The organism is Streptosporangium sp. NPDC051022, assembly GCF_040683035.1.
GTDB lineage: Bacteria > Actinomycetota > Actinomycetes > Streptosporangiales > Streptosporangiaceae > Streptosporangium.
The window spans coordinates 79,302-105,125 of record NZ_JBFBCF010000026.1; the positions used below are offsets into that span (position 1 = coordinate 79,302).

At 70.7% G+C, this 25,824-nt stretch carries 22 protein-coding genes and 1 riboswitch; of the genes, 16 read left to right on the forward strand and 6 right to left on the reverse strand.

Translation table 11 applies throughout. From position 1 onward, the window contains the following. Positions 1-25: 25 nt before the first annotated feature. The 5 genes from AB0N02_RS33460 to nfi form a co-directional block, all read right to left on the reverse strand. Positions 26-214: a hypothetical protein gene (locus AB0N02_RS33460; protein WP_363954589.1), complete on the reverse strand. Its 189-nt coding sequence runs from the start codon at positions 212-214 to the stop codon at positions 26-28. Positions 215-268: 54 nt separating this feature from the next. Then, positions 269-1,918, reverse strand: coding sequence for an NRAMP family divalent metal transporter (locus AB0N02_RS33465; protein ID WP_363954592.1), 1,650 nt, complete (start codon positions 1,916-1,918; stop codon positions 269-271). Between the two features lie 256 nt (positions 1,919-2,174). Next, a riboswitch (M-box (ykoK) riboswitch) is annotated at positions 2,175-2,349 on the reverse strand. Between the two features lie 52 nt (positions 2,350-2,401). Further along, complete coding sequence (locus AB0N02_RS33470) at positions 2,402-2,926, reverse strand: hypothetical protein (RefSeq protein ID WP_363954595.1); 525 nt, start codon at positions 2,924-2,926, stop codon at positions 2,402-2,404. A 36-nt stretch (positions 2,927-2,962) separates the two neighbouring features. Continuing rightward, complete coding sequence (locus AB0N02_RS33475) at positions 2,963-3,946, reverse strand: ankyrin repeat domain-containing protein (RefSeq protein WP_363954598.1); 984 nt, start codon at positions 3,944-3,946, stop codon at positions 2,963-2,965. 34 nt (positions 3,947-3,980) lie between these two features. After that, a complete protein-coding gene (nfi, locus tag AB0N02_RS33480; RefSeq protein ID WP_363954600.1) occupies positions 3,981-4,652 on the reverse strand; it encodes a deoxyribonuclease V in 672 nt (223 codons plus the stop codon). Positions 4,653-4,907: 255 nt separating this feature from the next. Between nfi and AB0N02_RS33485 the strand changes: the two genes are divergently transcribed. The 7 genes from AB0N02_RS33485 to AB0N02_RS33515 all read left to right on the forward strand — a co-directional run bounded on the left by AB0N02_RS33485 (position 4,908) and on the right by AB0N02_RS33515 (position 14,316). Beyond that, positions 4,908-5,156: a hypothetical protein gene (locus tag AB0N02_RS33485; RefSeq protein ID WP_363954603.1), complete on the forward strand. Its 249-nt coding sequence runs from the start codon at positions 4,908-4,910 to the stop codon at positions 5,154-5,156. 246 nt (positions 5,157-5,402) lie between these two features. Beyond that, positions 5,403-5,702: a thiamine-binding protein gene (locus AB0N02_RS33490; protein WP_363954606.1), complete on the forward strand. Its 300-nt coding sequence runs from the start codon at positions 5,403-5,405 to the stop codon at positions 5,700-5,702. A 298-nt stretch (positions 5,703-6,000) separates the two neighbouring features. Then, on the forward strand, positions 6,001-7,113 hold the full coding sequence (locus AB0N02_RS33495) for an MBL fold metallo-hydrolase (RefSeq protein WP_363954609.1): 1,113 nt from the start codon (positions 6,001-6,003) through the stop codon (positions 7,111-7,113). A gap of 367 nt (positions 7,114-7,480) precedes the next feature. Then, positions 7,481-9,193: a cellulose synthase catalytic subunit gene (locus AB0N02_RS33500; RefSeq protein WP_363954612.1), complete on the forward strand. Its 1,713-nt coding sequence runs from the start codon at positions 7,481-7,483 to the stop codon at positions 9,191-9,193. Further along, complete coding sequence (locus tag AB0N02_RS33505; protein WP_363954615.1) at positions 9,190-11,214, forward strand: galactose oxidase-like domain-containing protein; 2,025 nt, start codon at positions 9,190-9,192, stop codon at positions 11,212-11,214. Before AB0N02_RS33500 ends, AB0N02_RS33505 begins: the two co-directional genes overlap by 4 nt. 18 nt (positions 11,215-11,232) lie before the next feature. Beyond that, a complete protein-coding gene (locus AB0N02_RS33510; RefSeq protein ID WP_363954618.1) occupies positions 11,233-12,252 on the forward strand; it encodes a glycoside hydrolase family 6 protein in 1,020 nt (339 codons plus the stop codon). A gap of 108 nt (positions 12,253-12,360) precedes the next feature. Further along, positions 12,361-14,316, forward strand: coding sequence for a Xaa-Pro dipeptidyl-peptidase (locus AB0N02_RS33515; RefSeq protein WP_363954620.1), 1,956 nt, complete (start codon positions 12,361-12,363; stop codon positions 14,314-14,316). A 95-nt stretch (positions 14,317-14,411) separates the two neighbouring features. On the opposite strand, the gene AB0N02_RS33520 is transcribed toward AB0N02_RS33515, so the two are convergent. After that, positions 14,412-15,476, reverse strand: a complete 1,065-nt coding sequence (locus tag AB0N02_RS33520; RefSeq protein ID WP_363954623.1) for a cobalamin-independent methionine synthase II family protein — start codon at positions 15,474-15,476, stop codon at positions 14,412-14,414. A 214-nt stretch (positions 15,477-15,690) separates the two neighbouring features. On the opposite strand from AB0N02_RS33520, the gene AB0N02_RS33525 reads away from it, so the two are divergent. The 9 genes from AB0N02_RS33525 to AB0N02_RS33565 all read left to right on the forward strand — a co-directional run bounded on the left by AB0N02_RS33525 (position 15,691) and on the right by AB0N02_RS33565 (position 25,694). Further along, a complete protein-coding gene (locus AB0N02_RS33525) occupies positions 15,691-16,371 on the forward strand; it encodes a helix-turn-helix domain-containing protein (RefSeq protein WP_363954625.1) in 681 nt (226 codons plus the stop codon). Between the two features lie 277 nt (positions 16,372-16,648). After that, a complete protein-coding gene (locus AB0N02_RS33530) occupies positions 16,649-17,701 on the forward strand; it encodes an acyl-CoA dehydrogenase family protein (protein WP_363954628.1) in 1,053 nt (350 codons plus the stop codon). Positions 17,702-17,703: 2 nt separating this feature from the next. After that, positions 17,704-18,831: an acyl-CoA dehydrogenase family protein gene (locus AB0N02_RS33535; RefSeq protein ID WP_363954631.1), complete on the forward strand. Its 1,128-nt coding sequence runs from the start codon at positions 17,704-17,706 to the stop codon at positions 18,829-18,831. A 185-nt stretch (positions 18,832-19,016) separates the two neighbouring features. Continuing rightward, positions 19,017-20,252: an ABC transporter substrate-binding protein gene (locus AB0N02_RS33540; protein ID WP_363954634.1), complete on the forward strand. Its 1,236-nt coding sequence runs from the start codon at positions 19,017-19,019 to the stop codon at positions 20,250-20,252. 7 nt (positions 20,253-20,259) lie between these two features. After that, positions 20,260-21,126: a branched-chain amino acid ABC transporter permease gene (locus AB0N02_RS33545; RefSeq protein ID WP_363954637.1), complete on the forward strand. Its 867-nt coding sequence runs from the start codon at positions 20,260-20,262 to the stop codon at positions 21,124-21,126. Between the two features lie 2 nt (positions 21,127-21,128). Next, entirely contained in the window at positions 21,129-23,018 is a 1,890-nt protein-coding gene (locus AB0N02_RS33550; RefSeq protein WP_363954639.1) for an ATP-binding cassette domain-containing protein, read from the forward strand. Further along, positions 23,018-23,767: an ABC transporter ATP-binding protein gene (locus AB0N02_RS33555; protein ID WP_363954642.1), complete on the forward strand. Its 750-nt coding sequence runs from the start codon at positions 23,018-23,020 to the stop codon at positions 23,765-23,767. Before AB0N02_RS33550 ends, AB0N02_RS33555 begins: the two co-directional genes overlap by 1 nt. A gap of 17 nt (positions 23,768-23,784) precedes the next feature. Continuing rightward, positions 23,785-24,531, forward strand: a complete 747-nt coding sequence (gene fabG, locus AB0N02_RS33560) for a 3-oxoacyl-ACP reductase FabG (RefSeq protein WP_363954645.1) — start codon at positions 23,785-23,787, stop codon at positions 24,529-24,531. Positions 24,532-24,533: 2 nt separating this feature from the next. Next, positions 24,534-25,694, forward strand: a complete 1,161-nt coding sequence (locus tag AB0N02_RS33565) for a CoA transferase (protein ID WP_363954648.1) — start codon at positions 24,534-24,536, stop codon at positions 25,692-25,694. The last annotated feature ends 130 nt before the right edge of the window (positions 25,695-25,824 follow it).

Below are 25,824 nucleotides of genomic sequence, written 5' to 3' on the forward strand. Positions count from 1 at the left end.
AGCCGGACTGTGGTCGGTCTTCTCGTCATTTCTTCCTGGGGCGGAAGAAAGCGATCATGAGGACGACGAGGACGGCCAGGAACACCAGGAGGCCGATCGGGGCCGCGGCGTGGCCGTAGTGCGGCAGGTGCGCGTGCAGGGCGAGGCCGGTGACGGCCGTACCGGCGATCTGGACGTGTGGGCGGGACCAGGGCGGATGCGTTCGAGTGGACATGAGAGTCTCCTACCCCGTCGTGGCGGCGGGACCGGGCGGCCCGGCCCGCGAGTGTCAGTGGACGAGCGCCATCTGGACGATCTTGAAGATGACGAGCACCGTGGCGAGGCTGAGATACAGCCGCAGGACGCTCATGCCGACCCGGCGCGCGCCGGACAGGGCCGGTCCGCCGAGATCGGCCAGCGGCGGCATCCGCCAGTTCTCCCTTCCGGCGCGGTCGACGGGCTCGGCGGCGGCGCGGTGACGGCACGCGACGATATAGCCCGCGGAGACCGCTCCGGCGACGCCGCACATGGCCATGATCATGAGGATCTGGGCCTCGGTGACGCCGGGGAACAGCACCGCCACGGTGAGGATGACCGACAGGGTGACCAGTACACCGACGACCGCCGAGGTGAACAGGTTGGTCAGCCGTCCGTTGACCCACGGCCCGAGGATCCGCCTGTCGTTGCACAGCAGCAGCAGGAAGACAGAGGCGCTCGGCAGAAGCACTCCGGCCAGCGCCTGCACGCCCTCGGTGAGCAGGCCGAGGGGGGAACCGGGGACGAGCACGACGGTGGCCGCGGCGGCGACCAGACCGGCGTACACGGCGTAGAACCCCTTGGCGTGCCGGATCCCGCGATGCAGCGAGTGGTTGAGGCTGAGGACGTCTCCGACGGCGTAGGCGGTCGACAGGGAGACGGCGAAGGCGCCGATGACGCAGGCGTCCAGCAGCGCGACCGCGAACAGCGCCCCGGCGGTACGGCCCGCGTACGCCTCCAGGCCGTGCGCGATGCCCGCCGAGTCGGTGAAGTTCCCGGCGCCCCCGGTCCCGGCGAAGACGGCGGCGGTGAGCCCCATCATGGCGGCCGCACCGATGATCACCACGGCGATGCCGATCCACAGGTCGGCCTTCTCGTACCTGACGAAGCGCGGGGTGATGCGCTTGTCGATGACGTAGGACTGCTGGAAGAACAGCTGCCAGGGCGCGACGGTCGTGCCGACGATGCCGATGACGAGCAGCAGCAGCGCGGCCATGCCGCCGGACCCCGCGGGCAGCGAGGGGACGAGGAGGCCGTGGGCCATCTGCGAGGCGGTCGGGTGCGCCATGACGTAGACGGGCACGAGCAGAAGGGAGGCGCCGCACAGGGCGACGGCGATCCGCTCGAAACGGCGGAACGAACCGGTGGAGGCCGCCGCCATGATGACCAGCCCGGCGAGGATCACCGCGGGGATCTTCGGCAGGCCCAGGTACCCGGCGGCCAGCGTGATGCCGATGAACTCGGTCACGAGGGTGAGGGCGTTGAGAATGAAGAGGTCGGCGACGCTGAACGCACCCCAGAACCGGCCGAACCGCTCCATGATGAGCCGGGCGTGGCCGACACCGGTGACGGCGCCGAGACGCAGCACCATCTCCTGGTTGACGTACAGCACCGGCACGAGCAGCAGCAACGTCCACAGCAGGGCGGTGCCGTAGTTCTGGCCGGCCTGCCCGTAGGTGGCGAACGCGCCGGCGTCGTTGTCGCCGACCATCACGATCAGGCCGGGACCGATGATCGCCAGTAGCGTCTTGAACTTGGCGGACAGGCCCGAAGGGGCCGTCTCGCCGTGCCGGATGGTGCCCAGTGCTCCTCGGATGTCCCCGGTGCGGATGTCGCCCGGCGCCGGGTCGCGGCGACCGGCGGTGACGTCTCCGCGGGGCACGGCGGACTCTGTGAAGGTCATGATGAGCCCCTCTCAGCCCGGTAGGGCTGCCGGGGCACGCGTTCAGCCGCCGTCTCCCACGCCCGCCGCAGGCGACCGGACGGTGGAGGAGGCGCGGGAAGCGGCTATCGCATGCCGGAGGCGGATGAGGTCATGCGATCCGTGGGCCGACTTCGACCCGAACTACTCTCAGACACGTCCTCACCTCCGTCCGGCCGGGCACCGCGGCGTCGCGGCGCTGCATCCAAGACGGGGCCCGCCTCGTGACAGGCGGCGCACCCCACATCTCGTAAGAGCTTTGGCACTGCCCGGCGTATGCCCGCGGAACTCGCGGGAAGCCACCTGGCCTCACCCCTTAAGCCGGGGAGAGGTGTCCTGACCCTGGGCGTCTCTCGACGTCGTGGGGTCAGTGGCCTGTATCCGGACAGACGCCTCACCTAACGAGGTGTCTCCCTCCAGGCTAGGCCGCTCCACCGGATGCGACAACCGCGGAACCCGGGCCGATCATCTGGGGGCGTGCTGCCAGGAGGGGTCGCGGTAGAGCACGACGGTGGTGCCGCGGAGCAGTTCGTCCGGGGCGGAGACCATGATGAGCTCGCCCGCGGCCTCCAGCTGGCGCAGGACGTCGCGGACGCGGGGGCCGACGGGCAGGCGGCCGACCGGTAGACGAAGGTTGTCGCGGACGGTGTCGGCCACCTGGGAGAGCCGGAACGATCCGGTCAACGGGGCGATCACCTTGCGGACGAGGTCGACGGTGATCGTCTGCTCGGCCTCGGCGTAGGCGAGCTCCCAGACGAGCTGCACCTTGCGTTTGCCGGTCCCGGCGCACGCGGTGCAGCTCTGCGAGAAGTCCGGCACGATCACCTCGGTCGCGGTGCCCAGGCACGTGGTGCACTGGTCGGTCTCCATCGCGTGGAGCTCGGCGGCCTCCCGGTCGGCCAGGTGCTTGCCGCAGAGACACAGATATCTTCGGAAGCCGCCACGGACCAGGACGAGATCGTCTGCGTCCTCCGGAACCTCATCCCACATCGCGGTTATGGTGTGCTTTTTCATGGTTTTGCGACTCTATCGACCTTGGCTCCCGTGCCGCAGTTCAACGGGGACCACCCGTGCGGGAGCGCTCCACAGCCACTCCTCGGTGATGTAGGTCGCGGTCAGCAGCGTCATCAGGGCCAGGATCCGTTCCGCCGGGGTGGAGGGGTGGGCCCCGCGGTCGCCGAACCGGCACATCCACAGCTCGAACGGGCTGTTGTCGCGGAGCTGGTCGTAGACCGAGGGGCGTGCGACGCTGAGGCCGTTCCGCCAGATGTCCACCGAGACGCCGGTGAGCGGGAACCCGCCCGCCAGGGTTCCGCCCCCGGTGGTGACGAGGCGGGCGACGACGTCGTGCACGGGCAGTATGCCCTCCGCCTGGAAGAGCACGACCCCGCCGCCCGGCGGGCTCGCGACCCGCAGGGCCTCGATGGGAGAGGTGTGCTCCGCCTCCCACAGCGCCTCGGCCCTGATCGGCGGGCAGTGCTCCGGTACGGCTCCCAGGCGGCGGACGACCTCCTCCTCGGCCACCCCGCCGACGAAGGCGACGCAGAACTCCTCGTGGTAGCTCTCGTAGGAGAACATCATCTCGTCGACGGTGTCCTGGATCTCACGGAGCCTGGAGCCGATGCGGGGGGCGCCGGGGAGGTGGGCGAACAGGTCCGCCAGGTCGGTGAAGAGCGCCTGGAAGCCGGGGGAGCGTCCCGCCACGCAGGGTCTCCAGGGGTCGGCTCCGGCGGCCAGCAGAAGCCGGACGGCGTCGTCCTGGCCGTGGCGTACCGCCTCCCAGAGCGGGGTCACCCCGTCGCCGTCGACAAGATCGACCTGCGCCCCGCAGGCCAGCAGCAGCTCGAGCACCCGGACGGCGCCCTCCTGGGCGGCCTGGTGCAGGGGTGTCGATCTCAGCCAGGGAAGCCGTTGCCCGGGATCGAACCCGTGCGCCAGCCGTTCACGGATCTCCGCCAGGTTGGTGTCACGCCAGACGCCAACGATCTCGCCCCACTCTGTGTCGCCCACTGTCACCCCATTCCATCGAGATGACTGGATCAAATCACCCTAAGCCGACATTTTCGATCAAACCTGTACGTGACAGTCGGTCAGAGACCCGAGTGGTCTCCGGCAGACGGTAGCGCGGGGTCAGGTTCAGGACGTTGTGGCATGCGGTGTCCAGGGCGACGCGGTGGCCCACCGAGACGAAGACCGGTTTGACGCCGTCCCTCGTGCGGAGCACGCGGCCGACGACGTCGCCGTCCAGGGTCAGCTCGCTCCAGGACCCCCGCTCGGGGCCAGGCTCGGGGTAGGTGCCGACGAAGGCGGTCTTGCCGACCCCGATCGTGGGCAGGCCGGTCAGCACGCCCAGATGGCAGGCCAGGCCGAACCGGCGGGGGTGGGCCAGGCCGTACCCGTCGCAGACGACCAGGTCGGGGGCGGCGCTCAGGCGCCCGAGGGCGTCGAGAAGGGCGGGCACCTCCCGGAAGGCGAGCAGGCCGGGAACGTAGCCGAAGGCCACCCGGCCGCGGACGACGACCTCCTCGACGACCTCCAGCGTGGTCCCGTCCAGTACGGCGACCGCCGCCGCGAGCCGTTCCCCGTCATAGGCCACGTCCACCCCCGCGACCCTGGCCGGCTCGCGAGGGCCCGGCCCGGTCAGGTCGACGAGCGGCCGTAGCTCGTCCTGGATCGCCTCGGCCTCGGCGACGGTGCGGGGGGCTCGTACTCTCACATACCCATGATCGCTGTTTCCGGGAGATGACGACGTGCGGGGGCTCTGCGTGATCATGCGGCGACCGGACCCGATGCCGCCCGGCCGGGCGACCGTTTCCCGGCGCGCTCACCGGAGATACTGTTCCGTCCTTTTCGGGACTACGTTCCACGAACCGCCCATGTCAGGATGTTCGGTGTTCCTCATCATGTTCGTAGCGGAGAAACGGGAGACGGCCGCCGGTCGGGAGGGGTTTCCCGTCGAAGGGAGCATGAAGTGACCGAACGGCGAGTGCGTCTCGCGGTGCTGACTGCGATCCTGGTCAGCCTGTTCGCGGTGTCCACCGGAATCGCGAACGCGGCCCCCGGCCGCACCTACAGGGTCACCTACCAAGGACCGTACGGTACCCAGGCCGTCTGTAACAACTACAGCGCCTCCTTCAACGACCCGCCGGACGCCTACACCGGTCCCTGTTTCCAGGACACCGGCGGCTGGTTCTTCCGCTACGTGTACTCCATCGACTAGGAAAGGGCCGGACCACCGCCTTTCACGGCCTGTGGGGCCGGGTTCCGGAAGGCCGCCGGGCGGAGGTGCCCGCCCGGCCGGCGTCCGCGGCCGGTGATCATGCCGGCCACCCCGCCGTGCCGGGCCACGCTCTCGCGCGGCCGTCCCCGATCTCGGCGACGACGGCCGGGGGCGGACCACGAGCCGAGGGCGGCCGCCGGACTCATTTAGAGTGCGTGAGCAGGCACTCTTGTGAAGAGGTGTGACATGTCGGTTCTCGTGGCATTCAGTGTGACCCCGGTCGGGGCCGGGGAGGACGTCGGCGAGCTCGTCGCCGAGGCCGTACGGGTGGTGCGCGCCTCCGGGCTGCCGAACCGGACGGACGCCATGTTCACCACGGTCGAGGGGGAGACCTGGGATGAGGTCATGGCGGTGGTGAAGGGCGCGGTCGCCGCCGTCGAGGCCCGGTGCGGGCGGGTCAGCCTCGTGCTCAAGGCCGATATCCGGCAGGGGCGGGAGGGTGGCCTGGACGCCAAGGTCGCCACCGTCGAGCGCTACCTCGTCTAGCGCGTCGTCAAACGGGCGGAGCCGATGGGCGGCGGTGCTTCGGCGGATCCCGCGTCCGGGAGCCCGGCCGCCCGCGTCGACGTGTCGGCCCGGAGCGCGGACGGGCCGGAGTCCGTGACCCGCGACGGGAAGTCTCTCTTTCCGGGTATCCCGAAGCGGGGAACGATACTCCTGTGACCAGCCGAAACGCGGGCGTAACCGATTCCGTGCCGCAGTACCGGGAACACCGGGAGATTCACGTCGGTTAGAAGGTCGAGTCACTTCGGGCGTGCGGGGCGGACCTCGGGAGCGTGGGCGGATGGCGGGAAACAGGTCGGTGGGGCGTCTTGTCGCGGGCGGGCTGGCGCTGGCCGCGGCCGGGTGGGCACTGCGGGACATTCCCGCCGCCCTGGGAGGCAGAGCCGAGGGCGAGCGGCTGGCACGGATGCGCCGCTCACCGCAGTTCGGCGCGGGCGCCTTCCGCAATCCCGTGCCCGGCGCCGTGGCGCCGACGGGCGGCGCGCCCGGCCTTCTCACCGAGTTGCTCTTCGAGCGTGACGGACGCCGCCCGCCGGGGCCCATCCCGCTGGTGACCTCCCCGGTCGTCCAGCCGGCCGCCGACGGACTGAGCGTCGTCTGGTACGGCCACGCCACCACACTGGTGGAGATCGAGGGGCGGCGGGTGCTGTTCGACCCGGTGTGGAGCGACAGGTGCTCCCCGTCGTCGCTGGTGGGCCCGAAGCGGCTGCATCCGCTGCCGGTTCCGCTGGCCGCCCTCCCGGCCGTCGACGCCGTGGTGATCTCACATGACCACTACGACCACCTCGACATGGCGACGGTCCGCGCGCTGACCACGCTCCAGACGGCCCCCTTCCTGGTTCCGCTGGGGATCGGCGCGCACCTGGAACGCTGGGGCGTTCCTCCGTCGCGGATCGTCGAGCTCGACTGGGAGGAGGAGACGCGCGTGGCGGGCCTGCGCTTCGTCGCGACCGCCGCCAGGCACTTCTCCGGCCGCACCCTGACGCGCAACACGACGCTGTGGGGATCCTGGGTGGTCGCGGGGGAGAACCGCAGGGTCTTCTACGCCGGAGACTCCGGATACTTCGACGGCTACGCCAAGATCGGCGCCGCACACGGCCCCTTCGACCTGACGCTCATGCCCATCGGCGCCTACAGCCCCAGCTGGCCGGACATCCACATGAACCCCGAGGAGGCGGTCAACGCCCACCTCGACCTGGGAGGCGGGCTGTTCCTGCCCGTCCACTGGGCGACCTTCACCCTCGCCTTCCACCCGTGGGCCGAGCCCGTCGACCGTCTGTGGCACGAGGCCAAGGCCCGCGACGTCCGCCTGGTGGTGCCCCGCCCCGGCGATCGGATCGACGTCGACGACGCGCCCGCGCCGGACAGCTGGTGGGAACTGCTCGGCGGCTGAAAGGGCCGAGGGGCCGAAGGACGGCCTTCCGATACGGGTTTTCCAGGCCGCCGGGCCCTCGGGCGGTGCCCGGCCGGCCGCGGGGCGGACGGCGGCGGACCCGCCGCCGGGCCCTGAGAACGGCACACGTCCTCACGGTGAGGCCTTTCCCCGGCTCCTTTCACCGAAGATCCAGACGTCTTCCTTTGGAATGGTCCAAAATCTCCTGTGACAGGTGATGTCAGGCTTATCGCTGAGAATATGATGTGTCACTGTTTACCGATCTGCGGGCCGATGGTGACCACGCTTTCGAGTGGGACGGCCGCTGTGATCCACCTGGGGGGACAGTGCCGGGTTTCGTCGTGCGCGCGGTGAGGTCGCCGAACCGATGAGAGCCTCCACGGGCACCGCGATGATCACCCTCTACGACTATGAACGGTTCAGTCGGCTGGCGGGTCCCGTGACCGAGGTGGAACCCGGCAGGCCGTACCGGGTCCGCTACCGCTCGCTGCTGTCGAGCGAGCCGCACCGGGTGCGGGCGGTGCTGCTGATGATCGCGGCACTCATCGTGGAGTTCACCCTGATGGTGTGGCTGCTCCTGCCGGAGCACTGGACGGTCCGTCCGGATCCATACGGCGTGCTTCCGTGGTACCTGCCGGTCGCCGACCGGTTCATGCTCGTGGCGATCGCCATGATAGAGCTGTTCCGCCTGGTCAGCGTGGTGTCCAACGTCCACGCCATGCTCGCGGCCAGGGATCCGGTCCCGGTCGCGCCCGAGCCGGGCAGCCGGGTGGCCTTCGTCACGACCTGTGTGCCGGGCAAGGAACCGCTGGAGATGGTCAGGGGGACCCTGGAGGCGGCACTGAAGATCCGCCACGACGGCGTGCTCGACGTGTGGCTGCTGGACGAGGGCGACGACCCCGACATCCACGAGCTCTGCGACTGGCTGGGCGCGCACCACTTCACCCGCAAGGGCGTGCCCGAGTGGAACCGGCCGAAGGGCCCGTTCAGGGCGAAGACCAAGCACGGCAACTACAACAGCTGGCTGGCGGCCCACGGCGACGACTACGACTTCCTCGTCTCCGTCGACACCGACCACGTGCCCCTGCCGGAGTTCTGCGAGCGCATGCTCGGCTACTTCCGTGACCCCCGGGTGGCCTTCGTCGTCGGCCCCCAGGTCTACGGCAACTACACCGCCGGGGTCACCAAGGCGGCCGAGAGCCAGCAGTTCCTCTTCCACTCCCTGATCCAGCGGGCGGGAAACCTGTACGGGTCACCGATGTTCGTCGGCACCAACAACGCGGTGCGGATCCGGGCGCTCAAGCAGATCGGCGGCCTGTACGACTCGATCACCGAGGACATGGCGACCGGCATCGAGTTCCACCGCGCCCGCGATCCCGAGACCGGGCGGCGCTGGATGTCGGTCTACACCCCGGACGTGCTGGCCGTGGGCGAGGGGCCGTCGTCGTGGACCGATTTCTTCAGCCAGCAGCTGCGCTGGAGCCGGGGCACCTACGAGACGCTGCTCACCCAGTTCTGGCGGGCGGCGTTCCGCCTGTCACCCGGCAGGCTGTTCAACTACACCCTGATGGTGACGTTCTATCCGATGTCAGCGTTCAACTGGTTGCTGGCCGGGCTGAGCGCCGTCCTCTTCATGGCGGTGGGAGGCTCCGGCGTGACCGTGCCGATGGACGTGTGGCTGATGCTGTACGGCGACGCCGCGCTGTTGCAGGTCATGCTCTACACCTGGAATCGGCGGCACAACGTCAGCCCGCACGAGCCCGAGGGCTCCTCCGGGGTCGCGGGAATGGTCATGTCGGCCCTGTCCGCGCCGATCTACGCGGCGTCGCTGGCCGCGGCCGCGTTGCGTCGGCCGAGCCGGTTCGTGGTCACCCCCAAGGGTGACTCGGCCAGCCCCGACCGGATCGCCACCTTCCGCATCCACCTTTGGTGGGCCGCGATCTTCGGCGGGGGGCTGCTGCTCAACGTGTTCTGGACCGGCCACGTGCACCCGGTCATGACCTTCTGGGGAATCCTCGCACTCGTGATCTGCCTGGGCCCTCTGGCGGCTTGGGCGTGGACCCTCAGGGAGGGGCGTTGAGCCGCCTGCGCAAGAACCTGGTCGCCGCCGCCGTCGTGGCCGTCGTCGTCGGGGTCAACCTGCCCGCCGTCGGCGGGTTCGCCATCAGGCAATGGCACGACTACCAGATCAACCAGGACGACTACAAGGCACTTTACGGCCACTGGAGCTTCCTGGAGGTCCCCGACCGGTTCAAGGTGAACGCCATCCACGCGGCCCTGCTGCACACCGGCAAGGTGCTCATCGTCGCGGGTTCGGGCAACAACGCCGCCAACTTCGCCAAGGGTACCTTCAAGACCCTCCTCTGGGATCCGGCCAGGCAGGGACAGCCCGGTGAGTTCAAGATGATCGACACGCCCGTCGACTTCTTCTGCGCGGGTCACGTGATGCTGCCCGACGGCAAGCTCCTCATCGCGGGTGGCACGCTGCGCTTCGAGGTGCTCAAGGACAAGGTCAAGCGGGCCGGCGGGGCCCTGGTGGTGAAGAACGAGGACCCGCACCTCACCCGGCACCTGCCCGCCGGCACGCTGGTCGCCGCCCCCGGCGGGCGGCTCTACCGCACCACCGCCCACATCACGGTGCCGCCCGCCACGAAGACCGAGACCGGTGTGCGCGGCAGGGCGAAGGTCACGCCGAGTGAGACCAAGGTGTTCGCCGAAGCCGTGACCGAGGGCGCGTCCGGCGTGTTCACCTCGCCGGGCGGTTACGTCAAGTACGAGATCCAGGGACTGACGACCGAGCGGGAGAAGCGCAACCTGTACGCCATGGGCGCGAGTATGACGCTCGACAAGCAGGACTTCCAGGGCATCAGGGACGCCTACGAGTTCGATCCCGTGACCGAACGCTACGACAAGGTCCAGGACATGGCCGAGGGCCGCTGGTACCCGACGATGACCGCCCTGCCGGACGGCAGGGTGATGACGGTCTCGGGCCTCGACACCGTGGGACAGATCACCCGGGACAACGAGATCTACGACCCCCGGACCAGGACGTGGCGGCCCGGGCCCAAACGCTTCTTCCCCACCTATCCGGCGCTGTTCCTGCTGGACGACGACACGCTCTTCTTCTCCGGGATGAGCGCGGGATACGGTCCGGGACAGCTGGCGCTGCGGCCCCCCGGCGTGTGGGACTACCGCCACGACACCGACCGTTCGGTGCGGGCCGCCGACGGCATCGGCGGCATGGCGCCGGACGAGATGGAGGCCTTCACCCCGGTCCCCGGCCTGCCGGAGCCCGAGCTCAACGAGACCGGCGCCTCGGTGATGCTGCCTCCCGCACAGGACCAGAGGATCATGGTGATGGGCGGCGGCCCGGTCGGTGAGCGCCAGCCGGGCCAGAAGAACGCCACCGACCGGACCGCCATCGTCGACCTCAAGCAGCCCGCACCCCGCTACGTCCGCGGCCCCGACCTCTCCGACCCCGTGCGCTATCCGTCGGCGGTGCTGCTTCCCGACGACACCGTGCTCTCCTTCAACGGATCCGGCGACTACCGGGGCCGGGGCGACAGCGACGTCCTGCGGGCGGAGGTCTACGACCCGGCGCGTAACGCCTTCCGCGAGGCCGCCGCGCCCGCGGTCGGTCGCAACTACCACGCGGAGGGCCTGCTGCTGCCCGACGGCAGGGTGCTCAGCATGGGTTCGGACCCGCTCTTCGCCGACGAGGACGGCTCGATCCCCGGCACCTTCGACCAGCGGGTCGAGATCTACACCCCCGCCTACCTGCACAACGGCGAGGGGGCCCCGGTGTTCACCGGCGGACGCGTGAGGCTGAAGCCGGGTGGCAGGGCGGGCTTCAAAACGCCGGACGCCCAGCGCATCGCGAAGGTGCGGCTGATGCGGCCGAGCGCGGTCACCCACGTCACGGACGTGGAGCAGCGCTCCATCGAGGTCGGCTTCACCCGGGTGCCCAGCGGCATCATCGTCACGCTCCCGGCCAACCCCGCGCTGATGCCGCCCGGCTGGTACATGATGTTCGGGGTAACGGAAAAGGGAACCCCGTCCCAGGCCCGCTGGGTCCGCGTCCTGGGTCCACGTCCGAGGTGACCGACTCCGAGGAGTTCGATGAACAGGTACGGCCGTGCCGGCGTCGCGCTGGTCCTCGCCCTCGCGGTGACGGCCTGCACGGGGAACCCCGCCCCACGGACGGGGCGTGACCGGCCCGAGGGACAGACGTCCTCGGCGGGTTCCCCGGACTCCGGGACCGTCCGGTTCTACGTCGACTCCGAGGGCGCCGCGGCCCAGGAGGCCGGCAGGCTGCAGCGGGAGGGCAAGGCCGAGGAGGCCGCGCTGGTCCGCAGGATCGCCGACCGGCCGAACGCCGTCTGGATCGGCGACCCCGATCCGCTGGCCAGGGTCGCCGACATCACCGAGAAGGCGCGGCGGGCGGGCCAGGTGCCGGTCCTGGTGGCTTACCACATCCCCGACCGCGACTGCGGCCAGTTCTCCGCGGGCGGCGCCGCGAGCCCCGACGAGTATCGCGCCTGGATCGGCCGATTCGCCGAGGGGCTCGGTGGCCGGCCCGCCTGGGTCGTCCTCGAACCCGACGCGCTGGCGCACGTCCTGGACAACTGCACCCGGGGCGGCAAGGCGGCCGAGCGTCTCGACCTGCTCAGGGGGGCCGTCGAGACGCTGAAGAGACAGCCGGGCGCCAGGGTCTACCTCGACGCGGGTAACGCGGGCTGGATCAGGAACCCGGATGAGTGGATCGACCCGATGCGGCGGGCCGGGATCGACAGGGCCGACGGCTTCGCCTTCAACGTCAGCAACTTCTTCACCACGGAGGAGAGCGTCGCCATCGCCGGGCGGCTCTCCGAGGGGCTCGGCGGGACGCCGTACGTGATCGACACCTCGCGCAACGGCAACGGCCCGCTCCGCGGGGCACAGGGCGACGACGCCTGGTGCAATCCGGCCGGCCGGGCACTGGGGGCGGAGCCGACGACCCGGACCGGCCACGAACGGGTGGACGCCTTCCTGTGGGTCAAGCGGCCCGGGGAGTCCGACGGCGAGTGCCACCGCGGTGAGCCCGGAGCGGGGCAGTGGTTCCACGCCTACGCGCTGGATCTCGCCCGCAACGCGAGGTAGCCGTCGAATTCGTTATCTCCCCGATCTTGCCAGTGAAGTTTCCATTGCAGGACTCTGACCACAGTTGTCAATGTCATCGACCCATCGACCCTTCGGGAGTCCCCCTCGATGAACAGATGGAAGACAGTCCTCATCGCGCTGGCGGTCGCCGTACCCTCCGGCGCCCTGCCGGTCGCGGCCGCGGGATCCACGGCCGCCCCGATCGAGCACGAGGAGACCCAGCCGGTCTACTCACGCGCCGACGCCCTGACCGAGACCGTGTTCGTCGAGGTCGCCGGGGTCGACAGCGACCGTGACGGTGCCCCCGACCGGGTCGCCGTCGACATCATGCGGCCCAAGGAGACCGCCTCCGGCCTGAAGGTCCCGGTCGTCATGGAGTCCAGCCCCTACTACGCGGGCGGCAACACGGTGACCAACCACGTGGTCGACCTCGACGGCTCCGATCCCTCCGGCATGGAGTACCGCCGCGACAAGTTCACCGACCTGAAGGACACGATGTTCGGCCGTGAGGAGGGGACGAGCACCTCCCGCGCGGCCGCGCCGGCCTTCCGCGGCTACTACGACAACTACTTCGTCCCGCGAGGCTACGCCGTCGCGCTGGTGGAGAACCTCGGCTCCGGACGGGCGACCGGCTGCCCGACGACCGGCCTGGAGAACGAGACCGCCGGGCCCAAGGCCGTGATCGACTGGCTCAACGGCAGGGCCCGCGGGTTCGACGCCTCGGGAAAGCGGGTCACGGCCGACTGGTCCACCGGGAACGTCGGCATGATCGGCGTCTCCTACAACGGGACGCTCGCCAACGCCGTCGCCGCGACCGGGGTCAAGGGGCTCAAGACCATCGTGCCGATCGCCGCGATCTCCTCCTGGTACGACTACTACCGCGCCAACGGAGGCGTCCTCGCCCCCGGCGGCTACCAGGGTGAGGACACCGACATCCTGGCCCGCTACGTGCTCACCAGGCAGAACGCCGAACAGGCCTGTGGCGCGCTGATCAGCGGGCTCGAACGCGACCAGGACCGGGTGACCGGCGACTACTCCGGCTACTGGGACCAGCGCAACTATCTCAACGACGTGCGCAAGGTCCGCGCCTCCGTCTTCGCGGTGGCCGGGCTCAACGACTGGAACGTCAAGACCAAGCAGACCGTCCAGTGGTGGAACGCGCTCGCCCGCCAGGGCGTGCAGCGCAAGATCTGGCTGCACCAGGGGCCCCACTTCAACCCCTTCTCCTTCGCCCAGCGCAACGCCGAGTGGCTGCGCCAGCTCCACCGCTGGTTCGACCACTACCTGTACGGCCTGCGCAACGGCATCCTGAACGAGCCGCAGGCGGATGTGGAGTCGGGGCCGGGACAGTGGGCCCAGTACGCCTCCTGGCCGCTGCCCGGCACCCGTGACGTCCGGCTGAACCTGGCCGCGGGAACCGGCGGCGGCAACGGCACCCTGGGCAGGGGGCGCGCGTCCGGCCACGCCGTCGAGTCGTTCACCGACCAGGGCGCCCGCACCGCCGAGCAGCTCGCCGAGAACGTCACCGGCGCCGACCCGAACCGCCTGGCCTATCTGTCCGGTGCCCTGCCCGGGGAGGTCCGCCTCTCCGGCACGCCGAAGGTCTCGGTCAGGGCCGCGTTCGCCGGGGGGCGCTCGCCGTACCTGACGGCGCTGCTGGTCGACTACGGCACCGACACCCGCGCCACGGGCGACCTGGTCTTCGGCGACACCCCGGTCTGCTACGGCCAGGGCGTGCCGGGTGACACCGGCTGCGCCTACCTCGCCGAGCACGTCACGGCGACCGCGCCATACAAGATCATCACCAGGGGCTGGATCGACGTGCGCAACCGTCGTTCGGTCTCCAGGACCGACCTGCTCCGCGAGGGCCGGTTCTACGACTTCGACTTCGACCTCCAGCCCAGCGACTACGTCCTCAAGGCGGGTCACCGGCTCGGCGTCGTGCTCGTCTCCACCGACCACGACTTCACCCTCCGGCTGCCCGCCGGGACCAGGGTCTCGGTCGAACCCGGCGCGAGCTCGGTCGAGCTTCCCCTCGTCGGCGGCCCCGCCGCCCTCGGCTGATCCGGACCGGAGACCGGGTGACGCCGTGGCAGCCACGGCGTCACCCGCCCCGCCGTACCCGCTCCGCGAACGGCGGGGCGTGGGCGGCCGCGGACCTACAGGCCCAGCTCCCGCGCGGCGAGCGCGGTCCCGTCCACCCGGGCGGTGATCTTGGCGAACGCCGTCTCGCGGGAGGTGGAGGTGTCGTCGGCGAAGGGGGAGAAGCCGCAGTCGTCGCAGGTTCCGAGCCGGTCGGCGGGGATGTGGCGGGCGGCGGCCAGCACCCGGTCGCGCACCTGCTCCGGCGTCTCCACACGCGGGTCGATCGGGTCGGTGACGCCGACGAAGACCCTGGCGCCTGAGCGGAGGCTGTCGCCGACGAGGCGCAGCACCCGGTCGGGATCGGGCTCGCTCGCGAGCTGGACGTAGAAGTTGCCGGCCTGGAGGCGGAAGAGCCTCGGCAGCAGCTCCGCGTAGTCGACGTCCAGGCTGTGCGTGGAGTCCTGGTCGCCGCCGGGACAGGTGTGCACGCCGATCCGGGCCCGTTCGGCCGCGCTGAAGCGCTCCAGGACCCGGTTGTTGAGCGCGATGAAGTCCTCCAGCAGGCCGCCGCCGGGATCGAGCTTGAGCGACAGCCGTCCCTCGGTGAAGTCGAGCTGCACCACGTGCGCGCCCGCGTCCAGGCAGCCGCGGATGTCGGCCTCGGCCTCGGCGACGAGGTCGTCGAGGAAGGCCTTGCGGGGGTAGTCCTCGATGCCCTCGGCGGGGTACAGCAGGCTCAGCGCGGACGGGGCGATGACCGCCTGCTTGACCGGCAGGTCCGTGTGGCGCCGGGCCTGGCGGAGGTAGGTCTCCGCGCGCACCGCGTAGCCGAACGGCCCCGAGGTGAGAGACGGCAGCCGCCGGGTGTGGCCGTCCGCGAAGGGGATGACCGCGCCCTCGGGGCGCAGGTTCTCCAGGCCGGCGATCGGGTAGGTGGCGAAACTCGGTTTCGACTGCTCGCCGTCGACGAGGACCGGGGAGCCGGTCCGTTCGAGGCGGGCGATCGTGTCGGCGACGGCCTCGGACCGCCGTGCCGCCAGTTCGTCGTCGCCGATCCGGCCCTCGGCGTGGTCGGCCAGCGCGGCCAGCAGGGCGGGTGGTCTGGGGATGCTGCCGATCGGTTCGGTGGGGATCTCCATGCCGCGAGCGTAGATAACGATCCGTCCTCCAGCAATCACTCACGGGCATGTGATCCGCCCGGCCGTCCGGCTCGCCCCGGCGCCGGGAAACGAGTGCGCTGGGGGTGGCCCGCGGCGTAGACTGAATGATATTCAGAGATTCCGCGTATGCTGGGCGCTCGTCAACCGCAGCCGCCGCCGATCCGGATCGGAGAATTACGTGGTAAAGGCCGGAGTGAAGTCGAGGAAGCAGGGGGAGCCGCCTCAGCTGAGCGGGGAGGCCGAGCCGAACATCGATCTTGATGATCCGCGGCTGCAGACCGCGGCCGCCCAGAGCCTGATGGCCGCGGCCCGCGATCTGTTCGTCAAACAGGGCTTCTCGGCGACGAGTGTCAGTGACATCACCGAGCGGGCCGGCATGAGCGTGGGCTCGCTCTACTACCACTACGGCAGCAAGACCAACGTCTACCTGGCCATATGGCTGCAGTATCAGCGGAGTCAGGAGATACGCGCCCGGGAGGCGGTGGCGGCGGTGCGTGCGGCGGGGGTCACCGACGGGCTGCGCCTGTACCTGTCCGGCACCCGCGCCTACCTGCTGGGCTCGTGGGAGCACCGGGACGTGGTGCGGCTGGTCGCCGACGGCGACACACCCCCGGGGTTCGGGCTGCGGATGCGCCGGATCAACGAGGAGTGGCTGCGGCGCAACGGCGCGCTGCTCAGCGAGAACACGAACCTGTTCGCGCGGGACGACTCGCTGGGCGCCCGCGCGCTGGTCGCGATCGTCACCGACGCCATGAGCGGGATCTGCCGCGAGGTGGCGGCCTGCTCCTCCCATGAGGAGGCCGAGGAACTGGTGGCCAGGGCGATCGACGTCTTCGCGCGGCTGGCCGACGTCCAGTTGGAGGGCCACTCCTAGGGGTAGACCATCGTCTGAATCTCGTTCACCGTCGGCACTGGGTGTCGGCGGTGATTTTTTTGTCCCATTCGCGATGAGCGTCCGTATGTGCTGGGGGAACAAAACCCCTGGTAGAAGCCCAGTTTTCGGCTGACGTGCCGACTTTTCGGTTTGTTGCGTCAAGGTAACGACCCTGTTTCCATTGACGCCCTTCGCGGCCGCATGTTAGACCTCATCTGAACATCATTCAGTGGCCGTCCGGCCCTGGAGGGTTCGGTGGAGCAGGAGGAGGTTCGGCGTGCACGCATTGCTCAGTGACGAGCAACGGATGCTCAAAGAGGTTGCCGATCAGATCGCCGGTTCGGCGGGACTGGCGAACCCGAGCGATCTGGCCACCCGTGATCGGGCCGCGGCCTGGCAGGCGCTGGCGCAGGCGGGCCTGCTGGCGTTGAGGGTGCGCGACGAGGACGGGCGGCCGACCGGTTCCGGGGTCGAGGTCGCCGTGGTGGCCGAGGCACTGGGCGCCGGGCTGGTGCCGGTGCCGTACCTGGGCTCGGCCGTCCTCGCCACGGAGCTGCTGGTGCTGGCCGGTGCCGAGGAGGAGGCCGGGGAACTGGCCGACGGGGTGTCGCGGACCGGGGTGCTGCTGGACCGGCAGCTGTACGGCCTGGCCCGGCTGCCGGGCGGCGACGGCCGGTGGTACGGCTGGGACGTCGACGGGGCGGCGGAGGCGCTGGCCCTGGTGGACTCGCCCGAGGGCCCCCGGGTGGCGCGGGTCCCGCTGGACACCGGTTTCACCCAGGTCGAGGGCGCCGACCTCACCCGCGTGCTGACCCGCCGCGACGCCCCGATCGACCCGGCCGGGCTGCGGACGGTGGGCCGCCCGCTCCAGGCCGCGGACCTGCTCCGCTGGGAGGCGCTCGCGCTGGCCGCGATCTGCGCCGACACGGTCGGCGTGATGCGCGCCGCGGTGACGCGGGCCGTCGACTACGCCAAGGAACGCGTGCAGTACGGCGTGCTCATCGGATCGTTCCAAGCGGTGCAGCACTTGTGCGCCGAGGCGTACGTGAGCGCCGAGGCGGCGGCGAGCGCCACCAACTACGCCGCGTGGGCGGTGGACGAGCTGGAGCCGGCGGAGGCGCTGCTGGCCGCGCGGACCGCCAAGGCCCACGTCGCGAGCGTCGCCCGCGACGTGACCGAGACGGTCATGCAGGTCTTCGGCGGCATCGGCCAGACCTACGAGCACATCGCGCACGTGCACACCCGCCGCGCCCTGATGAACCGCCAGCTTCTCGGTGACGAGGGCACCCAGCTGCTGCGCATCGCCGACGTCCGGTTGACGGGAGAGTGACCATGGATTATCGAGACACCCCGGAAGAGGCGGAGTTCCGCGCCTCCCTGCGTCAGTGGCTGACCGAGAACATCCCGGTCGGCTGGGACAAGATCGAGGACCCGGAGACGGCCGCGCAGCTGCGCAGGACCTGGCAGCGCACCCTGTACCAGGCCGGATACGTGGGCATGAGCTGGCCGGAGGAGTACGGCGGCCGCGGGCTGAGCGCCGCCTACGACGCCATCCTCAACGAGGAGGCCGGCAACCTGAACTCGCCCCCCCTGCCCTCGGTGGGATACATGGGACGGGCCATCTACACCTACGGCTCGGAGGAGCAGAAGAAGCACTTCCTGCCCACCCTGCTCTCCGGCGAGGTGCAGTGGTGCCAGGGGTTCAGCGAGCCGGAGGCCGGCTCCGACCTCGCCTCGCTGCGCACGACGGCCCGGCTGGACGGCGACCACTACGTGATCAACGGGCAGAAGATGTGGACCAGCGGCGGCCAGTACGCCGACTGGTGCCTGCTGCTGGCCCGCACCGACTCCGACGTTCCCAAGCACAAGGGCATCTCGTGCTTCCTGGTATCGATGAAGGAGCCCGGCATCACGGTGCGGCCCATCATCATCGCCAGCGGGGAGGCGGAGACCACCGAGGTCTTCTGGGACGGGGTGCGCGTCCCGGCCGCCCAGCGGCTCGGGCAGCCCGGTGAGGGCTGGCGGATCGCGATGACCACGGTGGCCTACGAGCGCGGCCCTGCCGACATCGGCTTCATCGCCTCCTACCGCCGCACGCTGACCAAGATCGAGCGGATCGCCGCCGAGCGCGGCCTGCTGGACCAGCCCGAGACGCGCAAGCAGCTGGCCCGAGCCTACGTGCGCGGCGAGGTGCTGCGCCTCAACAGCGTCGAGCAGCTGGCGGCGCGGATCTCCGGGCAGCAGCCGGGCCCGGAGGGCTCGGTCGCCAAGCTTCTGTGGGCCGACGCCGAGCAGTCCCTCCAGCACCTGGCCATGGACATCCTCGGCGCCGACGAGCTGACCGGCACCGAGAGCGGATGGCTCAGCTCCTACTTCACCTCCCGCCCGGTCAGCGTGTACGGCGGGTCGGCGCAGATCCAGAAGAACATCATCGCGCGGATGCTCGGCCTACCCCGCTGAGTCCGGTTCCACCCCCTTGCCGCCCGGACCGGTGATCCGGGCGACGGTGCCACGCGCCCGGCCTGAGCGGCGCATCCCCGGCGGCCTTCGAGAGCCGCCCGTTTCCCGCGCACAGCGCGGTCCCGGAAAAACCCCCTGAACGTCATTCAGTCGCAGAATCCCCCCACTCGGCTGAGGAGGCCGTTATGACATCACGGCGCACCCGTTTCGCGACGTTACTGACCACCCTGGTGGTGACGCTTCCCCTCGCCGCGTGCGGCGACGGCGGCGGCACCGAATCCGCCGGCGGTGACAAGCCCTTCGTCGTCTACTTCACCGGCGACTACTCCGGCGCCGTCTCGACCAACAACGCCAGCCTGGAGGCGGGCATCAAGATCGCCGCGGAGGAGTTCAACGCCTCCGGTGGCATCGAGGGCCGGAAGATCGTGGTCGAGACGGCCAACGACCAGAACGACCCCACCAAGGCGGTCAGCCTGCTGCAGCAGCGGCTGTCCTCGGGCACCAAGCCGGACCTGGTGTATCCCGGCGGATCGAGCGCGGTCTCGCTGTCGCTGCTGCCCATCCTGACCCGGCAGAAGGTCCTGTCCGTCGGCGGCACGGTGAGCACGCTGCTCAACGACCCGGCCAAGTACCCCTACCACTTCGGCGTCTCCTCGCCCGGCAAGGACTACGCGCCCGCGCTGATCTCGGTCGCGCAGTCCAAGGGCTACAAGAAGATCGCCATGCTGTACTCCAACGACGCCACCGGCCAGAGCTCCGCGGCGATCTACAAGGCGGCCGTGGAAGGCGCCGGCATGGAGTTCGTCGAGGCCCGCTACGAGGCGACCTCCCTGGACATGAGCTCCCAGCTCAACCAGCTGCGCTCGCAGAACCCGGACGCGCTGGTGCTCAACGGCTACGGCACCGCCGCGCTCTACACGATGCGCAGCCGGGCCCAGATCGGCTGGGACGTCCCCACCTACTGCGACCAGCTGGGTTCGAGCTTCCCCTACCTGAAGAACCTCGGCGCGGACCAGCTCAAGGGCGTCAACGTGGTGCTCTCCTCGGCGACCCTGACCACCAGCGAGCATCACCCGGGCCTGGCCGGCTTCATCGGGAAGATCAAGTCCAGTCCCGCGGCCGCCGGGATGTCCAGCACCGGCTGGGGCCTGTACGCCACCGGGCACGACGCGCTCGCCGTGGTCGTCTACGCGGCCCGGCAGGCCAAGTCCACCGACCCCGAGAAGCTCAAGGCGGCGATGGAGAGCCTGGCCAAGCCGACCGAGGCGCCGCTGTGGTTCAACGCCGGACCGGCCGGCCAGTACCTGCAGTACGCCTACTCGGGCACGAACCACTTCCCGACCGCCGGAGCCGACACCTTCCAGTACGTCTCGCCCGGCACCTACGACGGCGACGGCTTCTACTCGCCCGGCAAGGCGTGAGGCAGCGATGACGACGGTATGGGCGGGCCTGGCGACGGGCGCGATCTACTCACTGGTCGCGATCGGCTACAACGTGGTGCTGCTCGCCTCGGGCACGTTCAACTTCGCGCACGCCCAGCTGCTGATGATCGGCACCTTCCTGGCCTACACGGGGGCGGTCACCCTCGGGCTGCCGGCCATCCCGACCGTGCTGCTGGCCGCGGTGGGCACGGGGCTGGTGGCCCTGATCGAGGAGCGGATCGCGATCCGGCCGCTCCTCGGCAGGTCCGACGCGCACGGCGCGCTGATCACCACTGTCGGCGCCGCGACGATCCTGGACGGCCTGGCCGCCGCGATCTGGGGCAGGCAGCCCCTGACCGTGCCGTCGGGCCTGCCGGAGCGGCCGCTGGAACTGCTCGGCGGCGCGGTCCGGCCGATCGACCTGGTGCTGATCGTGCTCACCCTGGTGGTCGGCATCGGGCTGCACGTGTGGTCCCGGCATACCCTCACCGGCCTCGCCTCGCTCGCCTCCGCCGAGGACCGGCACGCGGCCTCGGCCCGCGGCATCAACGTACGGCTGCTCGGCGTCGGCGCCTTCATACTGGCCGGCGCCATCGCCGGGGCGTTCGGGCTGCTGGTCGGGGCGCGCACCTACGCGGTCTTCGACCTCGGGCACGCGCTGGCCCTCTTCGGCTTCGTGGCGATCGCGATCGGCGGCTCGGGCAGCCAGCTGGGCGGCCTGATCGGCGGCTTCGCCACCGGACTCATCTACGCGTTCGCCGTCCGCTACATCGGCGCGGCGTACCCGCAGCTCGTGGTCTTCGGGGTGTTCCTGCTGATCCTCTTCCTACGACCGCGCGGTCTCTTCGGCGCCGCGCTCGAACGGCGGGTGTAGCCATGAACGCATTGGCCGCATTCATCCAGCGGTTCCGCCCGCTGAGCGCTCTGCTCCTGCTGGCACTCCTGATGGCCGGACCCGCGACGGGCCTGATCAACGCCTACTGGTCGCGCACGGTGATGCTGATCGCGATCCTGAGCCTGCTCGTCAGCGGCCTCAACGTCGTCCTCGGCTACGCCGGGGAGCTGGCCATGGGGCAGGTCGCGCTCTACGCCGTCGGCGCCTACGTCGCCGGTTACCTGGGCGTCCAGTTCGGCACGGCGAACGTGGTGCTGGCGCTGGGCGCGGCGATCGTCGCGGCGGTCCTGGTCGGGCTGGTGACCGGGATACCCGGTCTGCGGCTCGGCGGCTGGTCGCTGGCGATGGTGACGTTCTTCCTCGTCATCCTGGTGCCGAACCTGATCGACGTCTTCGAGCACTTCACCGGTGGCACGCTCGGCCTGGCCGCGGCGGTCCCGACGCTGTTCGGGATGGAGATCACCGGCAACCGGCTGTACGTGCTGATCCTCGTGGTCACCGCGCTGTGGTTCGCCGTGGCCCGCAACCTGCTGCTCTCCCGGCACGGGAACATGTTCCTGGTGCTGAGGCAGAGCCCGATCCTCGCCTCGATCCTGGGCGTGTCGGTGTACCGGCTGAAGCTGCTCGTGTACGTCGTCGGCGCGATCCCGGCGGCCCTGGCAGGCGCGCTGTTCTCGATGCTCGACGGGTTCATCGCGCCGGAGACCTTCACCTTCTCCCTGGCGCTCAGCGTGCTGGCCGCCTCGGTCGTCGGCGGCGCGACGTCCGTCTACGGCGCCCTGGCGGGCGCGGCGGTGATGCAGCTCGGCCAGCAGACCTTCACCCAGTTCCAGGACTGGCAGCTGGTCATCTACGGTGCCTTCCTGCTGCTGGCCGGTGTCCTGTTCAACCGCGGTCTCGCCGGGCTCGTCAACGACGGCCTGGCCGCGGCCCGCCGCCGCGGCTGGCTGCCGCCGGGCCCGTCCGCCGCCGCGGCGGCCGCCGCCTCCGCCCAGGCGGAGCCGGAACTCGGGCAGCTGCGCGGTGCGGTGCTGCGGACCGAGGGGCTGAGCAAGTCCTTCGGCGGCAACAAGGCACTGCAGGACGTCTCGATCGAGGCGCGTCCCGGCGAGGTGACCGCCCTGATCGGGCCCAACGGGTCGGGCAAGACCACCCTGCTCAACCTGATCTGCGGCTTCTACAAGCCGTCCGGCGGGCGGCTGCTGCTGGACGACGAGGAGATCGGCGGGCAGCCGACGTACCGGATCGCCCGGCTCGGGGTGGCCAGGACCTTCCAGACCCCGCTGATCCCCAAGGACATGAACACGCTCGCCTTCGTCGCCACCGGCAGGTACGTGACGCACCGGGTCGGGCTCCTGTCGGCGGTGCTGCGGCTGCCCGCCTTCCGGCGCGGATACGCCGACGACAACGCCGAGGCGCTCGCGCTGCTGCGGCTGCTGGGCATCGAGGACATCGCCGACCAGCCGGTGGACTCGCTCGCGCTGGGCACCCGCCGGCTGGTCGAGGTGGCCCGATCGCTCGCCTCCGGCCCCCGGGTCTTCCTCTTCGACGAGGTCGGCTCGGGACTGGACGAGAGCGACCTGGTGGTCCTGGAACAGTCGATCGAGATGATCCGCCGGGCGGGCGGCACCGTGATCCTCGTCGAGCACAACTTCCCGCTGGTGCTCAAACTGGCCGACCGCATCCACGTGCTGAGCCAGGGACAGCTGATCGCCTCCGGCACCCCGGCGGAGATCCAGGCCAACCGCCGCGTGCTCGCCGAGTACACCGGCGCGACCGACGAGGAGCCGGAGACCGGGCCCGCCGGACCGGACACCGGGCCGGAAACGGCCGTGATCGCCGAACCCGCCGCGCGGAAGGGAGGCCAGTGATGCTGTCGGCCGTCGGAATCACCGGTGGATACGGAGACCTGCGGGTGCTCTGGGGCGTGGACGTGGCGGTCAGCCCCGGACGGACCACCGTCGTGCTCGGGCGCAACGGCGCGGGCAAGACCTCGCTGCTCTGCGCCATCGCGGGACTGCTGCCGACCGTCAGCCAGGGCACGGTGGTGCTCGACGGGCGGGACCTCAGCGGGACCCCGGCGCACCGGCGGATCCGCGCCGGGCTGGCGCTGGTGCAGGAGAACAAACGGGTCTTCCACGCCCGCACGGTCGAGGAGAACCTGCTCCTGGGCGGATACGCGCTGGGCGGCCTCAGGCTGCGCAGCGCGGCCAGGCGCGAGGCGCTGGAGAAGGCCTACGAGCGCTTCCCCGTGCTCGCGCAGCGGCGCAGGATGCCGGCGGGCAGCATGTCCGGCGGCCAGCAGCAGATGCTCGCCATCGGCCAGGCCCTGATGCCCGGGCCGAAGCTGCTGATGCTCGACGAGCCCTCGGCCGGCCTGGCGCCCGCCATCGTCGACGAGGTCCTCACGATGGTCGCCGCGCTGCGCGACGAGGGACTGTCCATCCTGCTCGTCGAGCAACGGGTGGAGAACGCGTTGGCGATAGCCGACGACGTGGTGGTGATGGAGAACGGACGCGTCGTCACCGCCGGCCCCAAGGCCGACTTCGACGACGGCGCCGTGATCCGCGAAGTGTACCTGGGCCGGTCGGACGAGCAGTTGACCACCGGCAACCGGTGAGAAGTAGGAGCAGAGGAATGCAACTGAAGGACAAGGTCGCCGTCGTGACCGGCGCGGCCCAGGGAATCGGCCGCGCGATCGCCGAGGCCTACGCCGCCGAGGGCGCGCGGGTGGCGGTCGTCGACGTGCAGGAGGAGGCCGCCGAGAAGGTGGCCGCCGGGATTCGCGAGGCTGGCGGGCAGGCGCTCGCCGTGGCGTGCGACGTGTCGAGCCGGGCGGAGGTGAACCGGACCGCGGCGACCGTCAAGGAGGCCTACGGGCCGATCGACGTCCTGGTGAACAACGCGGGCATCACCCGCCCCGCGATGCTGCACAAGATGACCGACGAGCAGTGGGACCAGGTCATCGCGGTGCACCTGTCCGGCTCGTTCTACTGGCTGCAGGCCGTGGTCCACGACATGATCGAGCGGGAGAGCGGGCGGATCATCTTCACCTCCTCCTCCACCGCGCAGAACGGTTCCATCGGGCAGGTCAACTACGCTGCCGCGAAGTCCGGCATGCTCGGCATGATGCGCTCCGCGGCGCGCGAACTCGGCCGCTACAACATCCTCGTCAACGCGGTGGCCCCCGCCGCGGCGACCGAGATGACGCTCAAGGTGCGCACCGACCCGCGCTTCGCCGACGGGATCAAACGGCTGCCGCTGCGCCGCCACGCCGAGCCCGAGGAGATCGCGCCCACCTTCGTCTACCTCGCCTCGGCGGCCTCCGGCTACGTCACCGGCCAGGTGATCTCGGTGGACGGCGGCGGGATGATGGTGCGTTGACGATGGCGGTGAGCTCGGGGCGCCGGCCACTGGACGGGATACGGGTGGTCACCTTCGCCCCGCTGTACCAGGGACCGTACGCGACGATGATGCTCGCCGACCTCGGCGCCGACGTGATCGTGGTCGAACGGCCGGGCACCGGGGACCCGGCCCGCGGTCAGGGCGTCATGTTCGACGCCCTGAACCGGGGCAAGCGCTCGGTGACCCTGGACCTCAAACAGCCGGCCGACCAGGAGACGGCGCTGCGGCTGGTACGCACCGCCGACGTCCTGTTCGAGGCGTACCGGCCGGGAACCATGGAGCGCTTCGGCCTCGGCTACCCCCGGGTGAGCGCCCTCCACCCCGGGCTGGTCTACGTTTCCCTCTCCGGATTCGGTCAGGACGGGCCGTACCGCGACAGGCCCGGGCACGACCTGATGTTCCAGGCGGTGGCCGGTCTGCTGGGCGGCCTGTGCGACCGGCCCGAGGCGGTGCTCCCGCCTCCCGACCTGGAGACGGGCGCCATCGTCGGCGCGCTGTACGCCGCCCTGGGCGCACTGGCCGGCCTGGTCGGCCGGGCCGCGACCGGGCGGGGCACGCACGTCGACCTGTCCACCCAGGAGGCGCTGATGTCGATCCTGTCGCTCCGGTACGAACCGGTGCTCAACGGGCCGGACGGCTCCGCTGCGGCACCGGGCCGCGAACCCGGATACGGGATGTACCGGTGCGCCGACGGGCTGCTGATCGCGCTGGGCATCGGCTTCGAGGACCACTTCTGGGCGGCGCTGTGCCAGGTGACCGGACTGACCGCCCACGCGCGGCTGAGCCAGGCCGAACGCCTGGCCAGGGGCGACGAGCTCGCCGGTGAGGTGGCCGGGGCGCTGGCCACCCGCCCCCGCGCGGAGTGGCAGGAGACGTTCGACCGGATCGGGGTCCCGGCCTGCCCGGTCCACCGGCCCGAGGACGCGCTCGACGACCCCCAGGTGACGGCCCGCGGGACGATCCGGCCGCTGTCGGACCGGCCGCTGCCCGACCGGCCGCGGCGCTACGTGCGCCAGCCGCTGCGCATGAGCGGATACCCCGACCCCGACTCCGCCGCGGCCCCGCTCCTGGGCGAGCACACCGCTTCGATCCTGGGTGAGCTGACGCCTCGACCGCACGCCGAGGAGGCGACCCGGCCGTGACCTCCCACGACCCCCCGAACATCCCCGGATTCGGCCACCTGTCAGAAGGCGGCCGGACCACGAGCACCACCGCGCCCCCGAAAGGCGGCCGGAGCATGACCAAGACCAGTACCGAACTCCGAGGGGTGAC

Excerpts from the sequence above, each read along its gene's own strand:
- AB0N02_RS33465 (WP_363954592.1), bottom strand. The coding sequence starts at position 1,918 with ATGACCTTCACAGAGTCCGCCGTGCCCCGCGGAGACGTCACCGCCGGT.
- AB0N02_RS33520 (WP_363954623.1), bottom strand. The coding sequence starts at position 15,476 with ATGGAGATCCCCACCGAACCGATCGGCAGCATCCCCAGACCACCCGCC.
- AB0N02_RS33555 (WP_363954642.1), top strand. The coding sequence starts at position 23,018 with ATGCTGTCGGCCGTCGGAATCACCGGTGGATACGGAGACCTGCGGGTG.
- AB0N02_RS33565 (WP_363954648.1), top strand. The coding sequence starts at position 24,534 with ATGGCGGTGAGCTCGGGGCGCCGGCCACTGGACGGGATACGGGTGGTC.
- AB0N02_RS33540 (WP_363954634.1), top strand. The coding sequence starts at position 19,017 with ATGACATCACGGCGCACCCGTTTCGCGACGTTACTGACCACCCTGGTG.
- AB0N02_RS33495 (WP_363954609.1), top strand. The coding sequence starts at position 6,001 with ATGGCGGGAAACAGGTCGGTGGGGCGTCTTGTCGCGGGCGGGCTGGCG.
- AB0N02_RS33490 (WP_363954606.1), top strand. The coding sequence starts at position 5,403 with ATGTCGGTTCTCGTGGCATTCAGTGTGACCCCGGTCGGGGCCGGGGAG.
- AB0N02_RS33550 (WP_363954639.1), top strand. The coding sequence starts at position 21,129 with ATGAACGCATTGGCCGCATTCATCCAGCGGTTCCGCCCGCTGAGCGCT.
- AB0N02_RS33460 (WP_363954589.1), bottom strand. The coding sequence starts at position 214 with ATGTCCACTCGAACGCATCCGCCCTGGTCCCGCCCACACGTCCAGATC.
- AB0N02_RS33470 (WP_363954595.1), bottom strand. The coding sequence starts at position 2,926 with ATGTGGGATGAGGTTCCGGAGGACGCAGACGATCTCGTCCTGGTCCGT.
- AB0N02_RS33515 (WP_363954620.1), top strand. The coding sequence starts at position 12,361 with ATGAACAGATGGAAGACAGTCCTCATCGCGCTGGCGGTCGCCGTACCC.
- AB0N02_RS33500 (WP_363954612.1), top strand. The coding sequence starts at position 7,481 with ATGAGAGCCTCCACGGGCACCGCGATGATCACCCTCTACGACTATGAA.
- AB0N02_RS33510 (WP_363954618.1), top strand. The coding sequence starts at position 11,233 with ATGAACAGGTACGGCCGTGCCGGCGTCGCGCTGGTCCTCGCCCTCGCG.
- fabG (WP_363954645.1), top strand. The coding sequence starts at position 23,785 with ATGCAACTGAAGGACAAGGTCGCCGTCGTGACCGGCGCGGCCCAGGGA.
- AB0N02_RS33545 (WP_363954637.1), top strand. The coding sequence starts at position 20,260 with ATGACGACGGTATGGGCGGGCCTGGCGACGGGCGCGATCTACTCACTG.
- AB0N02_RS33535 (WP_363954631.1), top strand. The coding sequence starts at position 17,704 with ATGGATTATCGAGACACCCCGGAAGAGGCGGAGTTCCGCGCCTCCCTG.